This window comes from Flavobacterium sp. LC2016-01 (genome assembly GCF_009711135.1).
In the GTDB taxonomy this organism is placed as follows: Bacteria; Bacteroidota; Bacteroidia; order Flavobacteriales; family Flavobacteriaceae; genus Flavobacterium.
The window spans coordinates 266,758-292,035 of the sequence record NZ_WMIC01000002.1 but is presented as its reverse complement, the minus strand read 5'-3'; the positions used below and the strand labels follow the sequence as shown (position 1 = coordinate 292,035).

Sequence of the window (25,278 nt, the reverse complement as noted above, 5' to 3'; positions counted from 1 at the left end):
ATTGGGCTCTTTTTATATTTAAAATAATTATAATGAATACAAGTAAATTTACTGCAGTAATTTTATTTTTAACTGCGGTTGTTTTTGGACAGCAGAAAATAACTGTCGAAAACATTTTTGGAGGTACATTTCGCGCTAAAGGAATGGACCAGATGCAATCCTTAAAAAATACCAATCAATATACTGTTTTAAATGTCGATCTGGCAAGCAGAAGTATGCAGGTTGATTTATATGATTTTGCAACTCTGAAAAAAGTTTCCAACTTAATTGATACAAAAAGCTTTAACGAACTTGCAGACGGAATTGACGCCTACACTTTTGATGCTTCAGAAAAGAAGATTTTAATTGCTTGTCATTCTTCTAAAATTTTCCGCCACTCTTTTACTGCAGATTATTTTGTTTATGATATTGCAGCAAAAACGTTGACAAAACTTGTTGATTTTCAAATTCAGGAACCAACTTTTTCACCTGACGGAACAAAAATCGCTTACGCAAAAGAAAATAACCTTTATATATATGACGTTGCTTCAAAAAAATCGGTTGCTGTTACAACAGACGGAAAGAAGAATGCAGTTATAAATGGTATTACGGACTGGGTTTATGAAGAAGAATTTGCTTTTGTGCGGGCATTTGACTGGAGTAAAGACAGTAAAAAATTAGCTTATATCCGTTTTGACGAAAGCCAGGTTCCAGAGTTTTCAATGTCAATTTTCCACAAAGATTTATATCCAACAATCGAAACGTTCAAATATCCTAAAGCTGGAGAAAAAAATTCAGCAGTTTCATTGCATATTTTTGATGCTGCGGCAAGCACTTCAAAAAAAGTTGATTTAGGAAACTACAATGATTTTTATATTGCGAGAATGCAATGGACAAATGATAATAATGTATTATCGGCTCAGGTTTTAAACCGTCACCAGGATAATTTAGATTTATTGTTTATTGACGGAACTACAGCTGCTGCAAAAGTAGTTTTGAACGAAAAAGACAAAGCTTATGTTGATGTTACAGATAACTTAACTTTCCTAAAAGACAACAGTTTTATCTGGACAAGTGAAAAAGACGGATTCAATCATATTTATGTTTATGATAAAACCGGAAAACTTAAAAATCAGGTTACAAAAGGAAATTGGGAAGTGACTTCATACTACGGTTTCGACGAAAAAACTAAAACTATTTTCTATCAGTCTACAGAAAATGGTTCTATCAACAGAGCAGTTTACCGTATTTCATTAGACGGGAAAAACAAAGTTGCTTTAACAAATAAAATTGGTACTAATAAAGCGACGTTCAGTCCAAATTTCCAATATTTCATTAATACCTATTCTAGTGCTTCTCAGCCTTCTACTTATACTTTAAACGAAGCAAAATCTGGAAAAGAAATTCAGGTAATAGAAAACAATCAAGCTCTATCTGATAAATTAAAAGAATACAATCTTCCTTCAAAAGAGTTTTTTGTTTTAAAAACTGCTAAAGGAAATGAATTGAACGCTTGGATCATGAAACCAAAAGATTTTGATGCTTCAAAAAAATATCCAGTTTTCATGATTCAATATTCTGGTCCAGGATCACAGCAAGTGGTAAACGGATGGGGAAGCTCTAATGAATACTGGTTTATGATGCTTACTCAGCAAGGTTACATCGTAGCTTGTGTTGACGGAAGAGGAACTGGATATAAAGGTGCAGATTTCAAAAAAGTAACACAATTACAATTAGGTAAATATGAGGTTGAAGATCAAATTGATGCTGCAAAAGTAATTGGTTCTTATCCGTATGTTGATGCATCAAGAATTGGTATCTGGGGATGGAGCTACGGAGGATTTATGGCTTCAAACTGTATTTTCCAAGGAAATGATGTTTTCAAAATGGCAATTGCAGTTGCGCCGGTTACAAACTGGAGATTTTATGACAGTGTTTACACAGAAAGATACATGCAGACGCCACAGGAAAATCCAAGTGGATATGATCAAAATTCTCCTATAAACCATGTTGAAAAATTAAAAGGTAAATTTTTATTGATTCACGGTTCTGGCGATGACAATGTTCACGTGCAAAATTCAATGCAGATGATGGAAGCTTTGATTCAGGCAAACAAACAATTTGATTCTCAAATTTATCCAGATAAAGACCATGGAATTGCTGGCGGAAAAACCAGAATTCAGCTTTATAATAAAATGAGTAACTTTATCAAAGAAAATTTATAATCTAAAAATATTAACCTTAAATAAGAATGAATAATATGGGAGAAACTAAAGTAAAAACTGCGCATCCAAAAGGACTTTGGGTATTGTTTGGGACGGAGATGTGGGAGCGATTCAATTTTTATGGAATGCGAGCTTTATTGACTTTATTTCTTGTGAACTCATTATTAATGAAGGAAGAGGAAGCGTCATTAATTTATGGAGGTTTTCTTGGACTTTGTTATTTGACTCCAATGCTTGGAGGTTTTGTTGCCGATCGTTTTTTAGGTAACAGAAATTGTATTTTATTAGGCGGATTATTAATGGCAACAGGACAAATGTTGTTATTCACCAGCGGAAGTATTTTTGAAAGTAATTTGCCTTTGGCTAAAATTATTATGTACTCTGCTTTAGGGGTTATTGTTTTTGGTAATGGATTCTTCAAACCGAATATTTCTAGTATGGTTGGAAGCTTGTATCCAAAACAAGAAAAGACAAAATTAGATAGTGCTTTTACTATTTTCTATATGGGTATAAACATTGGAGCTTTTTTAGGACAATCAATTTGTCCTTTGTTGGGAGATGTTAAAGATGCTGGTGGAATTAGAGATATTCATGCTTTTAGATGGGGATTCATGGCGGCTTCTGTGGCAATGCTTTTAGGAACCATCCTTTTCTATTTCTTAAAAAACAAATATGTGGTTTCTCCTGAAGGAAGACCATTAGGAGGTTTGCCTTCTAAAAATGAAGCTTCAGACTTTGAAGAAGGTGAAGCGCAAAAAGCTAATTTTTCTGCTAAAGCTTTGGTAGTTGCTGGACTTGCATTTGTGGCTTTAGGATTCTTTTTTCATTATGTAGTAGGTCAGAATTTGATTTATACTTTGATTTATTCTAGTGGACTTGCATTGGCAGGATTGATTATTTCTGATACTTCATTAACTAAAATTGAAAGAGACAGAATTATTGTAATCTATATTGTTTCCTTCTTTATTATTTTCTTCTGGGCGGCTTTTGAGCAGGCTGGTTCTTCATTGACATTTATTGCAGATAATCAAACAGATAGACATTTCTTTGGTTTTTTAATGCCTCCATCAATGGTTCAAATTTTCAATGGATTATTTGTAGTTATAATGGCAGTGCCTTTTAGTGTACTTTGGGACACATTAAGAGCTAAAGACAGAGAGCCAATTTCGCCAGTAAAACTAGCTGCTGGTTTAGTTATAATTTCGATCAGTTTCTTTATGATCGCAACTCAGGTTTCTTATATCGGAACATCTGGACTGTTATTGGTAAAATGGCTTATTTTATTATATTTCTTAAATACTTGTGCTGAGTTATGTTTGTCTCCAATTGGTTTGTCATTGGTAGGTAAATTATCTCCAAAACGTTTTGCTTCTTTATTATATGGAGTGTTTTTCTTGTCAAATGCATCAGGATATGCTTTAGGCGGAACTTTAGGTTCGATTTTGCCGGCTACAGGTGATAAATTTGCAAAAGCAAAAGAATTAGGAATTGATCTTCAGGGAATCTTAGATAATAAAATTACACCAACTGCAGAGCAATTGGCACTTTTGGATCAACATCAAATTAGTGCTCATAATCACTTTTTTGCAGGATTTGAAATCCATAATTTATATGAATTTTTCATGGTATTTGTTGTTCTTACCGGTATTGCGGCAATCATATTATTTGCATTGACTCCATTATTGAAAAAAATGATGCACGGTGTTAGATAAGATGGAAAAGACAATTACATTAGAAGAAATTCAAAATTTTAAAGGCAAGTACCCAAAACAATTGTGGTACTTGTTTTTGGTTGAAATGTGGGAGCGTTTTTGCTTCTACGGAATGAGAGGAGTTTTAGCGGTTTTCATGGTAGACCAATTAGGTTTGCTGGATGGGCAGGCAAGTCTTCAATATGGTGCTGTACAGGCTTTTGTTTATGCTTTTACTTTTATTGGAGGAATTTTTGCCGATAAAATTTTAGGTTTTAAAAAGTCGCTTCTTTTTGGAGGAATCGTTATGATTTTGGGTAATTTACTAATTGCTGCAAATCCGCATGATTTCTTTTATTACGGAATAACACTTTCGATTATTGGAACTGGTTTTTTTAAGCCAAATGTTTCGTCAATGGTTGGTGAATTGTATCACGAAAATGATGGACGCCGTGACGCAGGTTATGGATTGTTTTATGCCGGAATCAATATTGGCGGTATGCTGGGAGGAGCTATTCCTATTTATTTAGGAAAAAATTATTCTTGGAGTTTATGCTTCCTTTCTGCAGCTATTGTTATGATTATTGGCGTGGTTACTTTTCTTCTAACCAAAAAACATCTTGCTCCAATAGGAAATTCTCCATTAGAAAAACAGACACCTAAAAAACGCAGTCTTTACGAAATCTCTGTTTATGCTGGTTCTATAGTGGTAATTCCATTTGTTTACATAATGGTTATAAATTCTGATTATACAGAGTATTTTATGTATACGATAGGGGTTTTGGCACTAGGATATTTTATATATGAATTAATAATGATTAAAGAGCGAAAGCAGCAACTTAAGCTTTTGGCAGCATTTATCTTTATTTTTGCGTATTTTATGTTTATGGCTATCTCAGAGCAATCTGGAGGTTCTTTATCCTTGTTTGCAAAAGATAATTTATCTACTAAATTATTGTTTTTCAATATCGATCCTAATGTGGTAAATAATAGTATAAACTCATTATATGTTATTATTTTTAGTCCACTAGTTGGGTTATTATGGATTTATATGTCTAAGCGAAAAATTGAGCCAAATACGATTATTAAGTTTGGTTTGTCCTTCCTTTTACTGGCTGCTGGATTCTTTATTTTTTATGCTGCGAGATTTTTTGTAAATAAAGATGGATTAAGTTCTCTAGATGTATTTGCTTTAGGATATCTTTTATATACGCTTGGAGAATTATGTATCGGGCCTATCGGAATGTCTGTAATTACTAAGTTATCTCCAAAAAGATTATTTGGAATGATGATGGGATTATGGTTTTTATCAAGTGCATTCGGGCAGTTTGCCGCTGGAAAATTAGGGGCTAAAATGTCAGAAGCAAATACTGGAACAACCTTAATGTCAAAATTGACTGCTTATACTAATGGTTATTATCAATTAGCAATTTATGCGGTAGTTGCTGGCGTTGTTTTGATAATTGCTGTGCCGCTGATCAAAAAATTAATGCAAGAAGTAAAATAGATTTTATTTAGCGATTCTTTTTTTGTTTAAATTTGTACCAAAGAAAACTAAGATGAAAAAAATATACATAATCACATTGTTCTTAATTGGAGGTTTTGCATCTCAAGCGCAGGAACTTAAATGGTACACTGATGTTAAAGAAGCAATTACAGTGAGTAATACAGTGCATAAACCTATGCTGATGTTTTTTACAGGAAGCGATTGGTGCGGATGGTGCATTCGCCTGCAGAATGAAGTTTTAAAAACGCCTGAGTTTAAAAAATGGGCAACTGACAATGTTGTTCTAGTTGAATTGGATTATCCAAGAAGAACACCTCAGACTCCTGAAATTAAAAATCAGAATGATGAATTACAACAAGCATTTGGAATACAAGGATTTCCAACAATCTTTTTTACAAGTGCTGAATCTAAAGATGGAAAAGTAAACTTTAAAGGTTTGGGACAAACAGGTTACGTTGCGGGAGGACCATCGGCATGGCTGACGGTTGCAGACGGAATTGTAAATCCGAAGAAGTCGTAAACTTTAAAATATAAAGAGAAATTAAAAGCTCCTTATGCTCATTTGCATAAGGAGCTTTTTTTGTTTCGTAGGAAAAGTTATTGGTTATTTTAATGTAATTGTGTATTTGTTATTTTTTTGTTACTAAAAAAACACATTATTTAATTTTTGTATTAATTAAAATTGGATAATTAAAATTTTATGTTAATTTCGTTCCTCTATCTAACCTATACCTATATAATATGACCAAAAAATTACTTATCCTACTATTTTTTTTAGGTTCATTTTTTATGCAGGCACAGAATCTTGTTTGGAAAACAAATATGACTGATGCAATTGCACTTAGTAATGAACAAAGAAAGCCAATGTTAATTCTTTTCACTGCCTCAGGTGTACCAGAAAATCTTCAAAACGAAATTTTTAAAACCCCAGATTTTGCCGTTTGGTCGCGTGACAATGTGATTTTGGTAAAACTAGATTTATCTGATGATTCAGCATCGGATGGTGATAAAGAACAAAATCTTAAGCTGAAAAATGCTTTTGGTGTTGACGAATTGCCACAGGTTTGTTTTGCAAGCGCATCTATTAGAAAAACCAAAACTACTTTTAGTGCTCTAGGAAAAATATCCTATAAACCAGGAGGCGCAAAAGCATGGATTGCAGAGTCAAACGGAATTTTGCATCCAAGTGAGTAAGAATTGACTATTTTTAGTTAAATATCCCCTTTTTAATACTATAAAAAGGGGATATTTTTTTTTATTGCGATGAAAAGTTTAAAAAATTAGGGAGCATTTTTTTGCAATTTTATATTTATTTAACTTTTTATTAGCAAATTCGATTTTCTTTAGTTTTTTTGCAATTTTTTGTTTGATGATTGGGGTTTTAGAGGGATATTATAGTACTTTAGTCGAAATAAACCTACTTCAAACCCCAAATAATTATGACTAAAAAATTACTGACCCTGCTATTTTTTTTAGGTACGTTTTTTCTACATTCACAAGGATTAGTGTGGAAAACGTCTATGACTGATGCTGTTGCAACAAGTATGGAACAAAAGAGACCGCTATTTATATTCTTTACAATTGCGGGTGCACCAACAAAACTTCAAAACGAAATTTTTAACACGCCAGATTTTGTTGTTTGGGCTCGTGACAATGTTGTTTTAGTTAAGTTGGATTTATCTGACACAACAATTTCTGATGCAGAAAAAGAACAAAATGTAAGTTTGAAAGGGGCACTTGGCGTTGATGAATTGCCACAAGCCTGCTTGACTATAGCTACTGTTCGAAAAACCAAAACGACATTCAATTTGCTAGGTAGGTTGCCCTATAAGCCAATAACGGCGAAAGCATGGATTACTGAAGCTAATATTATGATGAATCCAGAATAAAAAATTTATTTTAACTGATAATATCCCTTTTCGGCTGTGGCATGAAAAGGGATGTTTTTTTTAAGGCATGTGTATTTCCAGATTTTTTGAATTGAATTAGAATTTGAAGCGTCAGCAATAACGGCTTTAGGATGAATTTCAGTAAGAACTCGGTCTAAATTTATTCTTGGCGATTGTGTCAGCAGTAAAATATCAGGCTGTATCTTTTTTTCGTAAATACCAGAACTGTCTATGATGAAGATTTTTTTCTGGTTATAAAAAAGTAAATTTTTTAGTTGGCTAACGGATTTTATTTTTGCAAAATTCCCAACCAAATAAGAACTTAAAGTATTGTTTTTTAAATCTGTCAAAAGAAGTTTGTCATTTGTAAAAAGAGCAATATTTTTTCCAGACCGCATTGTAATTAATGTTTTTTTCTTGAGATTGTACACAATCATTTCTTTTTGGGTTTCAGTTTCTTTTTTGGTGTAAATAAAAGAAACCTGAACCATGATTATTGCCGTTAATAGCATGGCTAATTTTTCGAAAGATGGTTTTTTAAACCAAATAATTGTTGAGAATATTAGAAGATAAAAAGTGATCAGAAAGTAAAAGTTAAAACTGATATCCAATATTACGAATGATTTTATCGATGCAACTGCATGAATTATCTCGTTTAATAGATAAATACTTTTCTCTAGAATTTTGGCTAATAAAAATGGCGGAGAATCAAAAACGGCGTAAACCATTACAATGATTCCGGCTATCATTACAAAAGCTAAAACCGGAATAATAGCAATATTGGTAATGAAAAAGAGTCCAGGAAATTGATGGAAATAATACAAACACAATGGGAAAGCGCCTATTTGAGCTGCGAATGAAACCGTGAGCGCATCCCAGATATAAACAACGATTTTATTTTTTGGACTCCATAGTTTTTTTAATAAAGGCTGGAGCCAAATAATGAAAAACAAAGCAATATAACTTAGCTGAAAACCTGCGTCAAACAAGAAATAAGGTTCGAACAGTAAAATCAGCAGCATTGAAACTAAAAGTGTATTATAGATATTGCCAGTTCGTCGAAGATGATTTCCAATCGTCAGAAAAGAAAACATTACTACTGAGCGCAAAACAGAAGGTGATAGACCTGAAATAATGGCAAAAAAACTAAGAGCCATCAGTACAGAAATTAATTTTACAAAAGAACCTTTCCTTGTATTTGGAATTGGTTTTAAAATAAAATTTATGAGAAGCATTATAAAACCAACATGAAGTCCTGAAACGGATAATATATGTGTCGCTCCAGAATATTGGTAGTCCTGAATAATATCTGCTGAAATTTCCTGTTGCTGTCCTAAAATTAAGGCAAGCGCTACATTCATTTCGGCACCATTAAAATGTGCTTTTTCCAAATTGCGAATAATGCGTTGATGAAGGCAATCTGAATAATACCAAATATCTTTTTGAATGACTTTGTTAATCTGGATTTGGCTTTTATTGCAATAAATTTGGGCATAAATCTGGCGATCAGATAAGTGTTTAGTATAATCAAACTGATTTGGATTTTTGCTTGATTTATTAAACTGTAAAATGGTTTTGGTTTTAATACGGTTTCCAATTATGAAGGAATTATCGGTACTGTCTTTTGCAATATTTACTATGATTTTGCCAGAATAGATTTTTCCGTCAATTTTGTTTACGAATGCAGTATATCGGTCACTATACGAATTGCTTTTAAGTTTTTCATGCAGTGTAAATGTTATTTCAGATGGAACGTTAAATGCTTTTTGGCAATGAATGTAGTTCGATTTTTGAAGTGAATCTGTATGCAAAAGCAATGTAATACCGCCTAAAAAAAATGCTGTAAAGTAAGTGCTTAGTCCAAAAAAAGATATTGTGGCTTTGCTTTTTTTGCTGAATAAGTATAAAATCAGAAAAGTAATTGTGCTGGTAATTAGTGCTATACTTGAAAATAACAGCGAAATCTTTGTATAATAAAAAAATAAAATGCCAGCAAGAAACCACAGCGTAATTCTGACCAAGGGAAAATCCAATACTTTCATGTTTTAAAAGTATTAAAATTTTGTAAGAAAAAGAATATAATTTTATTATTCTACAACCCGGTTGATTTGCGCAAAAGAATTTTGGTAATAAGGTTCTTTTGTAGATGAAATAATTACACCTTTTGAAGTGGAAGAATGGATAAACTTGATTTCATTCGAGTTAATTTCTGTAATAAGTCCAACATGATTTATTTGCTTGCTTTTGTTGGTTTTAAAGAAAATCAAATCACCTTTTTGGGCATCTTTTAAAGGAATAACAATTCCTATTTGTGATTGTTCAAATGAACTTCGAGGCAATTTGATATTTTCAGATTCAAAAGTGGTAAAAACTAATCCTGAACAATCGAAACCATTTTTTGTTGTACCTCCGGCTTTATATTTTGCGCCAATATTTTCTGTTGCAGTTTCAATTAAATGATTTACAATTGATTTGTTTTCCCGTTTTGGTTCTTTTTTGCTAATCGCACTCGAAGAAGATTTACAAGATGCAAAAGTGATTGCCAATAGGAATAAAACAATTATTTTTTTCAAAATCAAAAGGTTTAGGCTTGCTTTAAATCGGCAACAATAAGTTTTGCTGTTTTTTTGCTGGCACCAACGCCTCCAAGCTTTTGTTCCAGAATATCGTAATTTTTCAATAATTTTTCGCGGTGTGCAGGCTCTAATAATTTTTGAAGCTCTTCTTTAATGCGTTTTGTATTGCATTCGTCTTGAATCAATTCGGTTACAACTTCTTGATCCATAATTAAATTGACAAGCGAAATGTATTTCAGCGTGATAATACGTTTAGCGATTTGGTACGAAATTGCACTTCCTTTATAGCAAACCACTTCGGGAACTTTAAAAAGAGCAGTTTCTAAAGTTGCAGTTCCTGAAGTTACCAAAGCCGCTGTTGAAGAACGCAGCAAATCGTAAGTTTTGTTAGAAACAAATGCAATATTTTTATTTTTTATAAACTGCTGATAAAATTCATAATCCTGACTTGGAGCGCCTGCAATTACAAATTCATAATCCTGAAAATCATCTACAACGCTCAGCATAACGCTCAACATTTTGGTGATTTCTTGTTTACGGCTTCCTGGTAAAACAGCAATAATAGGTTTTTCGCCTAATTCATTTTCTCTTCTAAATGTTGCTTCGTCAAAAGCAGGCTGGTTTTGAATGGCATCAATTAATGGATGCCCAACAAAATCAACTGGAAAATGATGTTTATCTTCATAAAAACTTTTTTCAAACGGAAGAATCACAAACATCTTATCGACATCTTGTTTGATCGCTGTGATTCTGTTTTCTTTCCAAGCCCAAATTTGCGGAGAAATATAATAATGCGTTTTGTAATTTAAAGCTTTCGCCCATTTTGCAATACGCATGTTGAAACCTGGATAATCAATAAAAATTAATACATCTGGTTTGAATTCAGAAATGTCTTTTTTGCAGATTTTAATATTACTCAAAATTGTTTTCAAATTAAAAACAACTTCAACAAAACCCATAAAAGCCAAGTCGCGATAGTGTTTTACTAAAGTTCCGCCTGCTTTTTGCATCAAATCGCCTCCCCAAAATCTGATTTCAGCCTGTGGATCTTCTTCATACAAAGCTTTCATTAAGTTCGAACCATGTAAATCTCCAGAAGCTTCGCCAGCTATTATGTAATATTTCATATTGAGTATTTTAAAAGTGTGCCATAATTTAGAAGCACAGCATTTTTTTGCAGAACAAAGATAAGATTTAAATAAATAAAGTTGCAATTGCCATAACAATCACTGCAAATACAACACCTCGGGCCATCAATTCTTTATTTCTTTTTAAAAGAAACAGAAAAAGAAGCAAGTCTAATATTGTACCTAAAGTAATGACTTTGCCCATATAGCCGTATTGTCTAATGGTTTGAATTCCAGATGAAGTATCAAAAGACGTAAATAAAATAAGGAAGAGATAGGTCCCTAAAAGAGAAGTTAAAATTCCGATTACAAATCCGATAAGAATATCTTTTTTATTCATTTAATTTCCAGGTATTAAGTTGTTGTATTGAATGATGAGCTGTCAAATCAAACTGAACAGGAACTACAGAAATGTATCCATTTTCCAATGCCCATTCATCTGTATCTTCGCCTTTGTCTTCGTTTGTGAATTTTCCCGTCAGCCAGTAATAATCTTTTCCATGCGGCGTTTGTCGTTTATCAAATTTTTGCGCATAATACGCTTTCGCTTGACGACAAATTTTTATTCCTTTTATTTCGTTTTCTTTTAATTTCGGAAAATTCACATTTAAAACGACGCCAGCGGGTAATTTATTGGCAAGCGTTTCTAGTGCAATTTTTTTTACGAATGATTTTATAGGTTCAAAATCAGCATTCCAGTCAAAATCTAAAAGAGAAAACCCGATTGCTTGAATTCCTTCAATTCCGGCTTCAACGGCGGCGCTCATTGTTCCAGAATAAATTACATTGATCGAAGAGTTTGAACCGTGATTAATTCCTGAAACGCAAAGATCTGGCTTTCTTTTTAAAATTTCGTTTACTGCTAATTTTACGCAATCTACAGGAGTTCCAGAACAGCTGTATTCTGTAATTACATCATCATCTTTCGAAATTTTGTCTAGAAATAGTGTGTTATTTATTGTGATGGCATGCCCCATGGCACTCTGAGGTTTGTCTGGAGCAACAACCACAACTTCTCCAATAGTTTCCATAACACTAATTAAAGCTCTGATTCCCGGTGCCAGAATTCCATCGTCATTGGTTACTAATATTAAAGGTTTTTCGTCTTTCATGCTGTGGCAGGGTTTTTTGTTTTGTCAAAATTAAGGGTTCTTTAGGCAAATGTAGCAACAGATTTTGGTAGAATACTAACAAATAAATAAAAATTGTCAACTTAATTCCAGAAGATTTTAGCGCATCAAACATTTTTATATCTTTAACAAAAAATTATATTCAACTTGGCTTTGTTGGCATAGTTTTGCAGTAACTTAGATTAAAAAATTTGATGAATGCTATTATTCAGTTTATGAAAAGAAATTATAAAGTACTTATAGCCGTATTATGCTTATCAGTAACCTTATTTGCGTTTAAATTAAACGCAGATAAATCAGAAGATCCAGATCCGAATAGAGATAAAACACTTTTAGAATTACTTGCGTTTGTTATTGACAAAGGACACTACAGTCCGGCAGAAATAAACGATGAATTTTCTAAAGGAATTTTTAAAGATTATATTGATGCATTGGATCCTTCAAAAAGGTTTTTCCTGCAGTCTGATATTGACGAATTTAAGCAGTATGAATTGCAGCTTGATGACCAGTTTTTAAACAAAGATCTTACGTTTTTTAATCTTACTTATACAAGATTGATGAAACGTATGGAAGAAAGCAAAAAACGCTACAAGACTATTTTAGCACAGCCTTTCAACTACAATGTTGATGAGACTTTTAATGCCGATTATGAGCATCTTCCTTATGCTAAAAATGCGACAGAAATCAATGAAAGATGGAGAAAACAGATTAAATTGTCGACACTTTCTTCATTGGTAACAAAGCAAAAATTAGAAGAGGATAAAAAGAAAAAAGATCCTGCTTACAAAGAAAAATCTTTTGAGACTTTAGAGAAAGAAACTCGTGAGAGTTCTTTAAAATCATTAGACGACAATTTTGGCGTAATTAAAGATTTGAATAAAGAAGATTGGTTTTCTGTATATGTAAACTCAATCATGACACGTTTTGATCCGCATACAAGCTACTTTGCACCTGAAGAAAAAGATCGTTTTGATGTTAATATCAGTGGAAAATTAGAAGGTATTGGAGCAAGATTAGTTAAGAAAAATGATTTTACTCAAATTGACGAATTGATCTCAGGAGGTCCTGCATGGAAAGGTAAAGAACTTGAAGCAGGTGACATGATTTTGAAAGTGGCACAAGGAAACGAAGAGCCAGTAGATGTTGTTGGAATGCGTCTTGATGATGTTGTGAAAAAAATTAAAGGTCATAAAGGAACTGAAGTAAAACTTACAGTTAAAAAGGTTGACGGAACTATTAAAGTAATTTCAATCGTCAGAGATGTGGTTGAAATCGAAGAAACGTATGCTAAATCTAGTATTGTAGAAAAAAATGGATTGAAATATGGTGTAATTTATTTGCCTAAATTCTACATTGATTTTGAAAATAAAGATGGTCGTGATGCTGGAAAAGATATCGCTCTTGAGGTTGAAAGACTGAAAAAAGAAGATGTAAACGGAATTGTACTTGACGTTCGTGATGATGGAGGTGGATCTTTATCTACTGTAGTTGATATTGCTGGTTTATTTATTGAAGAAGGACCAATTGTACAGGTAAAATCTGCTGGTAAAAAGAAAGAAGTTTTATACGATAAAGATAAAAAAATCGAGTGGGACGGACCATTAGTAATTATGGTTAACAGTTTCTCAGCTTCGGCTTCAGAGATTTTGGCGGCTGCAATTCAGGATTACAAACGTGGAGTAATCATTGGAAGTAAACAAACTTACGGAAAAGGTACAGTGCAGAATGTTCTTGATTTGAATCAGTTTGTGCGCAACGCAAATTACGGTGATCTTGGAGCTTTGAAAATTACGGGACAAAAATTCTATAGAATCAACGGAGGTTCAACTCAGTTGGAAGGTGTTCATAGTGATGTTGTGATGCCAGATCGTTATGCTTACTTAAAAATGGGTGAGCGTGATATTGACAACGCAATGCCATGGGATAAAATTGATCCAGCTGATTACAGTACTTGGACTTCTAATGAAAAATTCAATCAGGCGATTAATAACAGCCGAAACAGAATTGCAAACAACGATCAATTCAAATTAATTGAAGATAATGCAAAATGGATTGATGTTAAAAATAAAGAGAACACTTATAGTTTAAATATCAAAAACTTTAAAGCGACTCAAGAACAAGTTGAAAGTGAAGGTAAAAAATACAAACCAATTGCTGATTATAAAAACAATCTGGTTTTTAGATCATTGCCTTATGAAGAGCTTGAAATGAATAATGATGCTACATTAAAAGAAAAAAGAGAGGCTTGGCACCAGGCATTATCTAAAGATGTTTATGTAGAAGAAGCTTTAAATGTTTTAGATGATTTACAAACTAAAGGTTTAGTAAAAAATACGGTTACTCCTAAAATGAAAAAGGATAAACTGGTAAAATCTTAGTTCAATAAAGAATTAATTTGTTATTAAAATGCTCCATAGATATATTATTTATGGAGCATTTTTTTGTAAGTTTATTTCGTAATAAAGTAAAAGATGAAAAAATATATTGTTTTAGGTTTGGTTAGTTTCATGTTGTTTTCTTGTAAAAAAGAGAATTCAGAAAGGGAAGAAGTGCTGCCAGAAAAACCAGCATCTTTTACTTCGGCTCAAAATACTGCAGATTCTTTGTATACGGTTTCTTATTTGCCAACTTCGACTACGGGACAAATTGTAAAACATACATATTATACGCTTTCGTATAATGAAAAATTTGAGCAGGCAGAATGGGTTGCTTATGAAATGAAAAAGGAATATTTGAAAAATGAAGATTATAAACGTCCTTATTTTATTGAAGATCCAAAAGTAACGACAGGTTCTGCAGACTGGAGGAATTATAAAAATTCGGGATACGATAAAGGACATCTTTGTCCTGCCGGCGATATGGAATTTAATAAAGATGCTTATAATGATACTTTCTATACTTCTAATATTTCTCCTCAAAAACATGATTTCAATAGCGGAATTTGGAACAGAATTGAACAAAAAACACGTTATTGGGCAGGAAAGTACAATGATATTTATGTTGTAACGGGAGGTGTTTTGAAAGATTCGGATAAAAAAATAGGGACAGAAAATGTCGCTGTCCCTAAATATTTTTATAAAATCGTTGTGGCTAAATCTGGAAAAGAACACAAAGCAATTGCTTTTTTGGTTCCGAATGAAGACAGCGAAAAGTCAATTTATGATTTCGTTGTTCCGATAGAAACTTTAGAAAAAATGACTGGAATTGATTTCTTCCCGAATTTGAAAAACTTAAAAAGCAGTAAGGACTTTTAATTCTGAAATAGTTTGAGTTGGGTTTTCGGCTTTAAAAACAAAGCTTCCTGCAACTAAAACATCAGCTCCAGCTTCTACTAATTGTTTTGCATTTTTGCTGGTTACACCGCCGTCAATTTCAATTAAGGTTGAAGCATTTTTGCGCGTAATTAATGCTTTCAGCTTTTTTACTTTATCGTAAGTATTCTCTATAAACGATTGTCCGCCAAAACCTGGATTTACACTCATAATACAAACAACATCAATATCATTTATAACATCTTCTAATAAATCAACATTTGTATGAGGATTCATCGCTACTCCGGCTTTCATTCCTTCTGCTTTAATGGCTTGTAAAGTTCTGTGTAAATGGGTGCAGGCTTCGTAATGAACCGTTAATCCATTTGCTCCTAAATCAGCAAAAGTTTTAATGTATCTATCAGGATCAATTATCATTAAATGTACATCAATATATTTTTTTGCATGTTTAGAAATTGCTTCTAAAACAGGCATTCCAAAAGAAATATTCGGAACAAAAACTCCATCCATAATGTCGATATGAAACCAGTCAGCCTGACTGTTGTTGATCATTTCTAAGTCACGCTGTAAATTCGCAAAATCGGCAGCAAGAACTGAAGGAGCAATAAGTGTATTTTTCATTGTGTAGTTGTGTTTTATGCAAAGATAAATTTTTTATGCAGTAGATTGTAATTTAACCGCAAAGTGCGCAAAGAATTACGCAAAGTTCGCAAAGTTTTTATTTGAAATTATGAAGTATACGAAGTCCGCAAAGCTTTGCGAACTTTGCGTTTTTTAAAGAACCATGTTGAATAAAATTCTTTGCACACTTTGTGTTAAAAGAAGATTTCAAAAATAAAAATAAAAAACTCCGGTAATCAGCCGGAGTTTCAATCATCAATCAAAAAACGAACAGTCAATCAAACTGTTGTTTGCTTTAAAATTCCAAATCTAAAATTCCAAATTCCAGTTGTTGGTTGGGATTTGGAACTTAAAAATATTGAAATTTATATTATTATCCTAAGTAAGTTTTAAGGATTTTACTTCTAGAAGTGTGTTTCAATCTGCGGATTGCTTTTTCTTTAATCTGACGAACACGCTCACGAGTTAAGTCGAAAGTTTCTCCAATTTCTTCAAGAGTCATTGGGTGCTGATCGCCAAGACCAAAATACAAACGAACTACATCAGCTTCTCTTGGAGTTAATGTTTCTAATGAACGCTCGATTTCAGTACGTAATGATTCGTGAATTAATTCTCTGTCTGGGTTTGGAGATTCTCCAGAACGTAAAACGTCATAAAGGTTAGAATCTTCACCTTCAACAAGAGGTGCATCCATAGATAGGTGACGTCCAGAGTTTTTCATAGACTCTTTTACATCATTTACAGTCATGTCAAGTTCTTTTGCAATTTCTTCAGCAGAAGGCGGACGCTCATTAGACTGCTCTAATAATGCATACATTTTGTTGATTTTATTGATAGAACCAATTTTGTTTAATGGTAAACGAACGATACGTGATTGTTCTGCTAATGCCTGAAGAATCGATTGACGAATCCACCATACTGCATAAGAGATAAATTTAAATCCACGAGTTTCATCAAAACGCTGTGCTGCTTTGATAAGACCTAAGTTTCCTTCGTTAATTAAGTCAGGAAGAGTTAATCCTTGATTTTGATATTGTTTAGCAACCGATACAACGAAACGTAGGTTGGCTTTTGTTAATTTTTCTAATGCTCTTTGATCACCTGCCTTAATTCTTTGTGCTAATTCTACCTCTTCATCTGCGGTAATTAGGTCAACTTTTCCGATTTCTTGTAGATATTTATCTAACGATGCAGTTTCACGATTAGTTACCTGCTTGGTGATTTTAAGTTGTCTCATGTTTTTGTCTCCTCAATTTTTAAGTGTACAAATGGTTATACGTATGAAGTATCAAAAAAGTTACAACTAATTAAAAAATATTTTTAAAATTTATAATTAATGCCCGTTTGAAGTGATAAACTATAGGGTTTTGCTTCTCCATTTTCTTTAAAAGTATTGAGATAATACTTGAAGAGCGGATTTATATCTAAACCTATTTTTTCTGTCAATTTATAAGTTATTCCAATTCCGAAGTCATAAGAAACATTTAGTCCGGAGATGTTTTTTGCTTCTCCAATTTTCTGTTTTGCTATTTTTTCTGATTTTAAATACAGATCATTTTTATCTAAAAATAAAAAACTGAATCCAGTAAAAGCATCGATGTCAAATTTGCTTTCATCATTTTTCAAAGCATAATTAAACTCTAGCGGAATTTCATAATAAGAGATTTTTTGAAGCAATTCAACTTCATTAGAAGTGCCAAATGTCTGCTTTATATTAGTTTCAGTGTTAAGGCTGATGTTTTTAAAATCGGTAATTAAGTTTTGATCAAGTTGTGTGATTGTTTTTAAATTTATTTTTGAGAATCCTGTTCTAAAACCAAATCTAGCATACATTGTTTTTGCATATATTCCGTAATGAGACGTTATAGGATGGCTTTTTGGTAAATTATCCATTGTTGGACTAATCATTGACGATCCGTTTATAGAACCAGAAATTGCCGGTCCATAAAAAGCATGGACGCTGAAATCTGGATTTGCTTCCTTGGATTTAGTAGCATATTCTTTCTTTACATATTCTCTTTTTGCTGTTGCTGGTTTCTTTACCTGTAAACTGTCAATTTTTGGCAAAGTGTCTTTTTTTATTTCTGTTTGCTCTAAAACAATTTCTGTTTTCTTTTGAGTCAAAGTATCTTTTATTACTGTTGTGTTTTCAGGTTTTTCAGAAATTAATGGTTTTGTCGTACTCTTTTTATTTTGTTTTTTAGCTTTAGATTTCGATGTTTTTTTCGAAGTTGGATTTAAAGTTTTGGTTGTTTTATTTGCTATAATATCCGTTTTGCTAATGCTTGGTTTACTAGGTTTTTTTGCAATACGTAAGGGTATTGGTGTTGTAGTTATTTGCTCTTTTTTAATAACAACTTTATATTTTTTTACTACTTCGTATTCTTCGTATTCATTGGTAGTTGATACTAATTTGCTGGATTCTTTTACCAATTTTACACTTTTGGTTTTTTTAACCGTTATAATTTCGTCTGGTCCGGATTTCTGTAATTTTGGATTTGGTTTTACATTTTGTACTGAACTTTCATTTGATTTTGAATTTGGAGCCTGGGTTTGTATTTCTTTATGGGACGGTGTTTCCTGTTTTTGAGTATTATCCTGAAAACTAAAATTATAATAAAGCGCCGATGATAGAAGGGCAATAGCTACAAAGCTCGGAATTAACCAAGCTAAAATTCGTTTGCGTCTTTTTTGATTTAAGTCTTTTTCAATTTTTGACCATACAAAGCTACTCGGACTTTTGTCCAAATTACTTAATTGATCTTTAATTGCTTTTCCTATTTCGGTTCTATTTTCCATTTTTTTGTTTTGAATAATAAAATGTACTTTTTGATTTGATTTTTTCTTTCAGAATTTGTTTTGCCCGATGTAAATTTGATTTTGAAGTACTTTCAGAAATGGATAACATAGCTGAAATTTCCTGATGCGAAAAATCATCTAATTCATATAAGTTAAAAACCAGTCTGTATTGATGAGGCAGTTCCTGAATGAAAGATAAAATGGTATCAAGCGAAAAATCAATTTCATTTTCATTTATAGTTTCATCCTGAAAATAGTCGTCTTTAATAGCAGTAAGTACATACGATTGCTTGTATCGGCTTATCGCTTTATTGATAGTGATTCGTTTAATCCAGCCTTCAAAACTGCCGTTACCCTTATAGTTTTTTATATTACTGAATATCTCAATAAAAGTGTCATGAAGATTGTCTTCAGCTTCAGCTTGATTTTGGCAATATTTTAGACTTAACACATAAAGAGGCTTTTTGTATGTTTCATACAGCTCTTCTTGTGCTTTTCTATTTTGCTTTATACAGCCCTTTATGAGTTGGTCTAAATTCAAGTTTTATTTTATAGTATTGAGGTATCTTTTCTAACTCTGTTATTGCAGATTCTATTTAGTAGTAAAAAAAAAATAAAAAGGTTGCGTCAAATAATAAAAAATCCTTGCTTCAATATTTTGAAACAAGGATTTTATAACGATACAAATTGTTTTTTTAATTTGTTTTTACATCTTTGACTTCAAAAGTTTCTTTTAGAGATACTGGAGAACCATCTTTTGTGAAACCTTCTAAATCTATTTCATATTGTCCAGGCACATCAGATGTGAAGAAAGAAATTATACTTTCAGGACTATTTAGAGTTAATTCCGGCATCCAAAGCAATTGATGTCTGTAGTCTGGAATTCTATCATATTTGTTTTTGTCTGTATAATCTTGTTTGAAGTAAGATATTTTTTCCTGAGGTCTCTGAATTTCTGTTTTCAAAAAATAACTTCCTTTTTCTTTGCTTAAATAGTCATTATTTTTTGTTGTAAAACTAATGATGCCATTGAAAGCTGTAGGGCCATAAAGGTAAACTCCGGGAACAATACTTACTTTATAAACATTTTCCATTTTATAGTCTTTTAATTCGTTGGTGTTTTGAATTAACAAACCATCAACAAGAACTAAAGCGGGCTCAGCGAAAAATTTCAAATCGTAATTAATGTCTCGTACGCCTAAAGTAAAATTGTTGTTTTCTTCACGATAATACACTTCCTTAAGTATCTCAGTAACGGTTTCCTTTAAAGTTGGGAATTTAGTATAGTCTGCCAGAATATAATCTTTTTCAAGAGGATTATAGAATGAAACGGCTTTTTTGCTTGCTTTTATACTATCTTTTTTGAGTGAATAATAGATGTTTTCAATTTGATTGGCAATAGATCTTTCTTCGATATTTTTTTTATAATCTGAAGTCAGGTTCAATTCATCTGCTGGTTTTATTTCAGATAAATTGTATGCTCTGTTTTTATTGATATCAATACTAAAATCGGCTCTATCTGCTTCTATAACCTGAACGGTAATATTGGAATAGTTTGGTTCTTTGTCTAAAATAAAATTGAATTTTCCGAGTTGATCAGTTTTGACAATTTTAAAAGAAAAATCTTTGCCAGGAATTGATAACGCAACATTTTTGCCGATGATTTGCTCCGGATTTTTATTGTTGATAATAGAACCTGATACTATTTCTCCTCTAAGTTCTGGTAAAAATTGAATACTGTCATTTAAAGCACTTTTTAAATTTGATTTTGCGTATTCGTTAGCATCTTTCTGTTTTCTTGAAGGTAAATTATCTATTCTTTTGATTGATACAGAATAACTTCCTCCAGCAGTGTTAAGTGCTTTTAAAGATCTTATTTTAAGCTGAACTTGTTCTCTTGCTGAAGCGGCTTTTTTGTCTAATTCTAAAGCAAAAAGTTCGCTTTTTGAAGTGTTTGTAGCATTAGAATTAGGTTCTGTGATTCTTATATCGCTTTTTTGTGTTTCAGAAGTTTTTTGGATATTGTTTCTGCTGTTAATGAGATAAGGATTAATTATTATCAAATCAACTTCAGATATTTTGGATTCTTTTTTATTTAACATCCAATTTGTGTAGGCGATAAGTTTATAATTGCCAGTTTTAACTGTTGTAGGAATAAAAAAATCTCCTTGTCCGGTACCATTTTCGAGATAAATTTTATTCGAAAAAACAGTCTGATTTTGATCATCAAGAAGTTCTACATGAGCAATTTTGCTTATGGAACTGGATGTATTATCAGATGGATTTAAACAATAGAACTTACAATGGAGTGTTTCTCCTGCGATCAATGTTGTGTTGCTTAAATGAATAAAAACACTCTCATTAGTCGATTTACTGATGGTTATATTTTTCTGCAAAGAATTATTTTGCCCAATACTAGTAGAACTAATTATGAGCAAGATCAAGCTGATTATTTTTTTTAATCTATCCAAAATAAAGGTTTTATGTTAGATGAAATACTGGTGCAGTCGCCACATGGAGACTCAACAAAGACTACTATTTGCATATTTAAGCGACTGCCATAATATACTTTTTCAGGTACAGGAGATTTAACCAAGGCCAATATGGTGGCGCCAGCACAGCCTTTTGCATCCCAGCAATTCGCTAATTCTTGTGGAATACATTGCATAAAGAATGGCGGATATGGCTCTACTGGGAAGATATCTCTAAAATTAAAAAAGATTCTTTTTGAAGAAACAGATGAGACTTCAAAATAGCCAATTACTTTTTCTTCCGGATCATCGTTGTTTTTTAAATTTCCGTAATTAAATCCAGGCTGTACTTGTGAAAATAAGCTAGAGGAAGTAGAAAGCGTTTTTAATGTTTTGTAATAGGTATACGATTCTGAACTTTGTACATACTGGCGTACTATAATACTATATCGTTCATTAAGAAGCGGACTTGCCATGTCTATGAAACGTATAGGGAAATTGATACGATCTTCGCTTTGTCCCACATTGCTGATTAAAATCAAATCATCTGATTTTTTTGTGGTGAAGCATACTCTTGTTTCTTTTGTTCTTGGAACAATTAAGAAATTAGGCTCTGGATCATTGATCATACTTGGATCTACGATAAGTTTGTTGGGACTCCAGTAGGGCGATACAATTTTATAGGTTTCCTCGTATTCAAATCTATAAAATTTTGAAGTTGCAGTAGGATCATTACTGGTCACAACTATTTGTACTCCTTTAATGCCATCAACTGTTTCTACTTTTGGTTCGACATTAATTTCGCTTACTGTGGTTAAAGTTTGTAAAGCAGATGAATAGGATTTTCCATCTTTTGTAGCAATATTTAATTGATATGATCTTCCTGGAACTGCCTGAAAAGGATTTTTTGAAACATAAAGACCTGAAAAATCTTCAAGTTCAAAATCATAATTATTGTTTTCACTATCAGTTACATAAACATTTGCTCCTTTTTCAAATTCTTCTTCTTTTCCTCCAAGACGGTATGATCGGCTAACTTTCACTTCTTGTTTTTTTAATTCGTTTGTGATGTTTGCCTGAACGACTAGTATGCTTTCAAAAGTATTTGACTGAAAAACATATTGTTCAGTACAGCCACTAATTGAAAAGCAGAATATTGTAAAAAACAGTATTTTGAATAAGTGATTAATATGTTGGGTTTTAAGTTTCATTATGCTGTTGATTAAAATTTAATGTTATAAGTTACAGTCGGAATTGGCACAGAAAATATAGAAGTTTTGTATGCTTTTATTTGTCCATCTGTTGTTATGAAAAAGATAGAATACGGATTATTTCGGCCTAAAACATTATAAATAGATATATTCCAGAAGCTATGTGACAGCTTTTTTATTTTATGATTGCCTTCAATATTAAAACCAATATCTAATCGATAATAATCAGGTATTCTATATTTATTTCGGTCGCTGTATAAAGTATATTCCATACCGTTATAAATATAACTTCCAATAGGGAAGGTTATAGGACGCCCTGATTGATATACAAAATTACTGGATAAACTATATCGCTGTGTAAATTTGTAGTTGAGTACGGCACTTACTTCGTGCGGCTTATCAAAGTTTGTTGGGAAATAATGGCCGTTATTAATTTTTTCATCAAGAAACTGGCTGTCTGATTTTATAAAAGTACGTGAATAAGTATAACCTACCCAGCCGTTAAGTTTTCCTGCATTTTTTTTAATTAAGAACTCAACTCCATAAGCTTTTCCTTCTCCTTGTAAAAGCTGTGTTTCGGTGTTTTCTTGCAGCATTAACTCAGAACCTACTTTATAGTCCAGAAGATTGTATGATTTTTTATAATATCCTTCTAAACTTAATTCTACATTGTCGTTATCCAGATTTTTATAAAACCCTAAAGAGTATTGATGCGCTTCCTGAGGTTTAATATTTAAATCTGATAATTTCCAAGCATCAGTTGGCGATTGAGTCGTATTATTTGTCAGTAAATGAATGTATTGATACGTTTTGTCATAGCTGGCTTTTACAGAGAAATCGTCTGTAAATAGATAACGCATTGCTATTCTTGGCTCAAATCCGCCGTAGGTTTTTATGACTTCATTTTTTTTGTAATAATTGGTTCCAATTACATTGTTGTCATTAATAGGAGCATTCTCTTTGTAAATTTGCTGTGTCGATTCTCCAAGTGCCGAATAGGTAGAATATCGAAGACCGAGACTAAATAATATTTTATCATTCAACGTATAATTATCTGAAATATACAAAGCAGATTCCAGGGCTTTTTCATCGTCTATTTTTATCGGAATGATGGTGGATTCAGCAGTTTTTGGATTAAGATAACCCGGTTGAACATTATAAAGTTTACTCGCTAGACCATAATTGAAAGAATGTTTGCTGTTTAGCAAATAATTTGCATTTAGAATAAATTGAGTTTCGTTTAATTTATATCCGTAATCAAAAGAGTTTGGCTTTCCATTATCGTAATCAATATTGAATTTATATTGACTATTGGTGAAAATAAAGTCAGTTTTAGTTTTGCTGCTGAATGCATGATTCCATTTCAGCGAAATTAATGCATTGCTGTATTTATAAACTGAATCTGAAGAAATACTAAAACGATCTTTACTGTAATACAATGTTGATTCAATATTGTTGTTTGAATTTATTTTATGATTGTATTTTATAATTCCGTCAAAAAATGCAGCCTGACTATTTTTTAAAGATTCATCATCTAATTGTTTTAAAATCCATTCAGAGTACGTAGTTCTTACTCCAACTAATACACTTGCTTTGTCTTTTATAATTGGAGCTCCAATAGATAAATTACTGGTTACGGATCCAATTCCTGCCTCGCCAGAAAATTTTTGAGGATTGCCGTTTTTTGAAGCAATATCAAAAACAGAAGATAATCTGCCGCCAAATCTGGCAGGAATACTTCCTTTGTAAATATCCACTTTGCTGGTTGTGTAAGGGTTTACAGCTGAGAAAAAGCCCAAAAAGTGTGATGTATTATACAAAACCGCATTGTCTAAAAGAATTAGATTTTGATCATCTTTTCCTCCTCTAACATTAAATCCGGCAGAACCTTCTCCTGTTGTTTTTATTCCAGGTAAAGTTGTTGCTACTCTAAAAATATCTCTTTCGCCTAGAACTAACGGGATATTTTTTATCTTTTCAACATCTATAGTAGAAACTCCAGCAATAACATCTTTCACATTTTTGTCGGCATTCTTTTTTATGACTACTTCATCTAGTTCATTTATGCTTTCATATAGAAAAATGTCTAGATTTCCATTATCATAAACCATGATAGTTTCTGTTGTTTTTTTATGATTTACTAATTCAACATCAATATAGTTTAATCCAAATGGGACGGTAATTTTATAAGAGCCATCGTTATTTGCGACAGTACTAATGTTTTTATCCCGAACTCTCACTGTTGCATTAGAAAGTTGATTTTTTGTTTTTATATTTTTTATAAAACCTGAAATAACATACGATTTTGATTCACCGCCTTTTTTCTCTTTACCAATGTAGATGATACCGGCAGGAGTGTTTTTTTGCGTCAGTGTATCATATTGCTGATGAAACACAGGTTTTGCTGCAATTTGATTTGTTTGCGGCGTATCTGAAGTTGAAAAATAATTATCAGGAAGCGAACTATGAATTGTACTGTTTTTTGATAGAATTATTTTTTTATCGATAATATAATAATTCAAAGCAGTTTTCTCAAAAAGACTGTCAAGTAAAGCATTAACAGAAATATCAGTATAACTTTTAGTAATCAAATTAGTTTCGTCAGCAAACCAACTTTGGTCAAAGTAGAACTTATAACCTGTTGCCTGTTCGATTTTTTCTAATGCTGTTTTTAGAGGAGCATTATTAAATTCAATTGTAATTTTATCGTTTTTTTCCTGACTAAATGATATCGTGTAAAAAGCTAATAAAAATATGGTGAGTATAATTTTTTTCATTCT

At 32.2% G+C, this 25,278-nt stretch carries 20 protein-coding genes; 8 read left to right on the top strand and 12 right to left on the bottom strand.

Going from position 1 to position 25,278, the window contains the following annotated elements:
* Window positions 1-32: 32 nt before the first annotated feature.
* From GKZ88_RS05635 to GKZ88_RS05610, 6 genes are all read left to right on the top strand, one after another.
* Entirely contained in the window at window positions 33-2,204 is a 2,172-nt protein-coding gene (locus tag GKZ88_RS05635) for a S9 family peptidase (protein WP_155101413.1), read from the top strand.
* A 35-nt stretch (window positions 2,205-2,239) separates the two neighbouring features.
* Window positions 2,240-3,916, top strand: coding sequence for a peptide MFS transporter (locus GKZ88_RS05630; protein ID WP_155101668.1), 1,677 nt, complete (start codon window positions 2,240-2,242; stop codon window positions 3,914-3,916).
* Between the two features lies 1 nt (window position 3,917).
* On the top strand, window positions 3,918-5,402 hold the full coding sequence (locus GKZ88_RS05625; RefSeq protein ID WP_155101412.1) for a peptide MFS transporter: 1,485 nt from the start codon (window positions 3,918-3,920) through the stop codon (window positions 5,400-5,402).
* Window positions 5,403-5,454: 52 nt separating this feature from the next.
* Window positions 5,455-5,922: a thioredoxin family protein gene (locus GKZ88_RS05620; RefSeq protein WP_155101411.1), complete on the top strand. Its 468-nt coding sequence runs from the start codon at window positions 5,455-5,457 to the stop codon at window positions 5,920-5,922.
* Window positions 5,923-6,143: 221 nt separating this feature from the next.
* A complete protein-coding gene (locus GKZ88_RS05615; protein WP_155101410.1) occupies window positions 6,144-6,596 on the top strand; it encodes a thioredoxin family protein in 453 nt (150 codons plus the stop codon).
* A gap of 245 nt (window positions 6,597-6,841) precedes the next feature.
* Complete coding sequence (locus GKZ88_RS05610) at window positions 6,842-7,291, top strand: thioredoxin family protein (RefSeq protein ID WP_155101409.1); 450 nt, start codon at window positions 6,842-6,844, stop codon at window positions 7,289-7,291.
* A gap of 5 nt (window positions 7,292-7,296) precedes the next feature.
* Here the strand turns inward: GKZ88_RS05610 and GKZ88_RS05605 are convergent, their stop codons facing one another.
* The 5 genes from GKZ88_RS05605 to surE all read right to left on the bottom strand — a co-directional run bounded on the left by GKZ88_RS05605 (window position 7,297) and on the right by surE (window position 12,106).
* Entirely contained in the window at window positions 7,297-9,333 is a 2,037-nt protein-coding gene (locus tag GKZ88_RS05605; RefSeq protein ID WP_155101408.1) for a ComEC/Rec2 family competence protein, read from the bottom strand.
* A gap of 45 nt (window positions 9,334-9,378) precedes the next feature.
* Window positions 9,379-9,864: a C40 family peptidase gene (locus GKZ88_RS05600; protein WP_155101407.1), complete on the bottom strand. Its 486-nt coding sequence runs from the start codon at window positions 9,862-9,864 to the stop codon at window positions 9,379-9,381.
* Window positions 9,865-9,875: 11 nt separating this feature from the next.
* Entirely contained in the window at window positions 9,876-10,994 is a 1,119-nt protein-coding gene (gene lpxB / locus GKZ88_RS05595; RefSeq protein ID WP_155101406.1) for a lipid-A-disaccharide synthase, read from the bottom strand.
* A gap of 67 nt (window positions 10,995-11,061) precedes the next feature.
* Window positions 11,062-11,334, bottom strand: coding sequence for a hypothetical protein (locus GKZ88_RS05590; RefSeq protein WP_155101405.1), 273 nt, complete (start codon window positions 11,332-11,334; stop codon window positions 11,062-11,064).
* Window positions 11,327-12,106 (bottom strand): 5'/3'-nucleotidase SurE, encoded by a 780-nt coding sequence (gene surE, locus GKZ88_RS05585; protein WP_155101404.1) that lies wholly within the window; start codon window positions 12,104-12,106, stop codon window positions 11,327-11,329. Before surE ends, GKZ88_RS05590 begins: the two co-directional genes overlap by 8 nt.
* 212 nt (window positions 12,107-12,318) lie before the next feature.
* Here surE and GKZ88_RS05580 point away from each other — a divergent pair, with 212 nt between their 5' ends.
* Window positions 12,319-14,502, top strand: coding sequence for a carboxy terminal-processing peptidase (locus GKZ88_RS05580; protein ID WP_155101403.1), 2,184 nt, complete (start codon window positions 12,319-12,321; stop codon window positions 14,500-14,502).
* A gap of 93 nt (window positions 14,503-14,595) precedes the next feature.
* Window positions 14,596-15,378, top strand: a complete 783-nt coding sequence (locus GKZ88_RS05575; RefSeq protein ID WP_155101402.1) for a DNA/RNA non-specific endonuclease — start codon at window positions 14,596-14,598, stop codon at window positions 15,376-15,378.
* On the opposite strand, the gene rpe is transcribed toward GKZ88_RS05575, so the two are convergent.
* From rpe to GKZ88_RS05540, 7 genes are all read right to left on the bottom strand, one after another.
* The gene (gene rpe, locus GKZ88_RS05570) at window positions 15,355-16,017 is read right to left on the bottom strand and encodes a ribulose-phosphate 3-epimerase (RefSeq protein ID WP_155101401.1); all 663 of its coding nucleotides are present in this window, start codon (window positions 16,015-16,017) and stop codon (window positions 15,355-15,357) included. The genes GKZ88_RS05575 and rpe overlap by 24 nt on opposite strands.
* Window positions 16,018-16,390: 373 nt before the next feature.
* Window positions 16,391-17,254 carry a sigma-70 family RNA polymerase sigma factor gene (locus tag GKZ88_RS05565; RefSeq protein ID WP_007804760.1) on the bottom strand — a complete coding sequence of 288 codons (864 nt, stop codon included), beginning with the start codon at window positions 17,252-17,254 and terminating at the stop codon, window positions 16,391-16,393.
* 83 nt (window positions 17,255-17,337) lie between these two features.
* The gene (locus GKZ88_RS05560) at window positions 17,338-18,816 is read right to left on the bottom strand and encodes a hypothetical protein (RefSeq protein ID WP_155101400.1); all 1,479 of its coding nucleotides are present in this window, start codon (window positions 18,814-18,816) and stop codon (window positions 17,338-17,340) included.
* Window positions 18,806-19,357 (bottom strand): RNA polymerase sigma factor, encoded by a 552-nt coding sequence (locus GKZ88_RS05555; RefSeq protein WP_155101399.1) that lies wholly within the window; start codon window positions 19,355-19,357, stop codon window positions 18,806-18,808. The genes GKZ88_RS05560 and GKZ88_RS05555 overlap by 11 nt, the downstream gene beginning before the upstream one ends.
* A 154-nt stretch (window positions 19,358-19,511) precedes the next feature.
* Window positions 19,512-21,212, bottom strand: coding sequence for a hypothetical protein (locus GKZ88_RS05550; protein WP_155101398.1), 1,701 nt, complete (start codon window positions 21,210-21,212; stop codon window positions 19,512-19,514).
* 62 nt (window positions 21,213-21,274) lie between these two features.
* Window positions 21,275-22,498 carry a DUF4249 domain-containing protein gene (locus tag GKZ88_RS05545; RefSeq protein WP_155101397.1) on the bottom strand — a complete coding sequence of 408 codons (1,224 nt, stop codon included), beginning with the start codon at window positions 22,496-22,498 and terminating at the stop codon, window positions 21,275-21,277.
* Between the two features lie 11 nt (window positions 22,499-22,509).
* Window positions 22,510-25,275, bottom strand: a complete 2,766-nt coding sequence (locus GKZ88_RS05540) for a TonB-dependent receptor (protein ID WP_155101396.1) — start codon at window positions 25,273-25,275, stop codon at window positions 22,510-22,512.
* Window positions 25,276-25,278 lie beyond the last annotated feature (3 nt).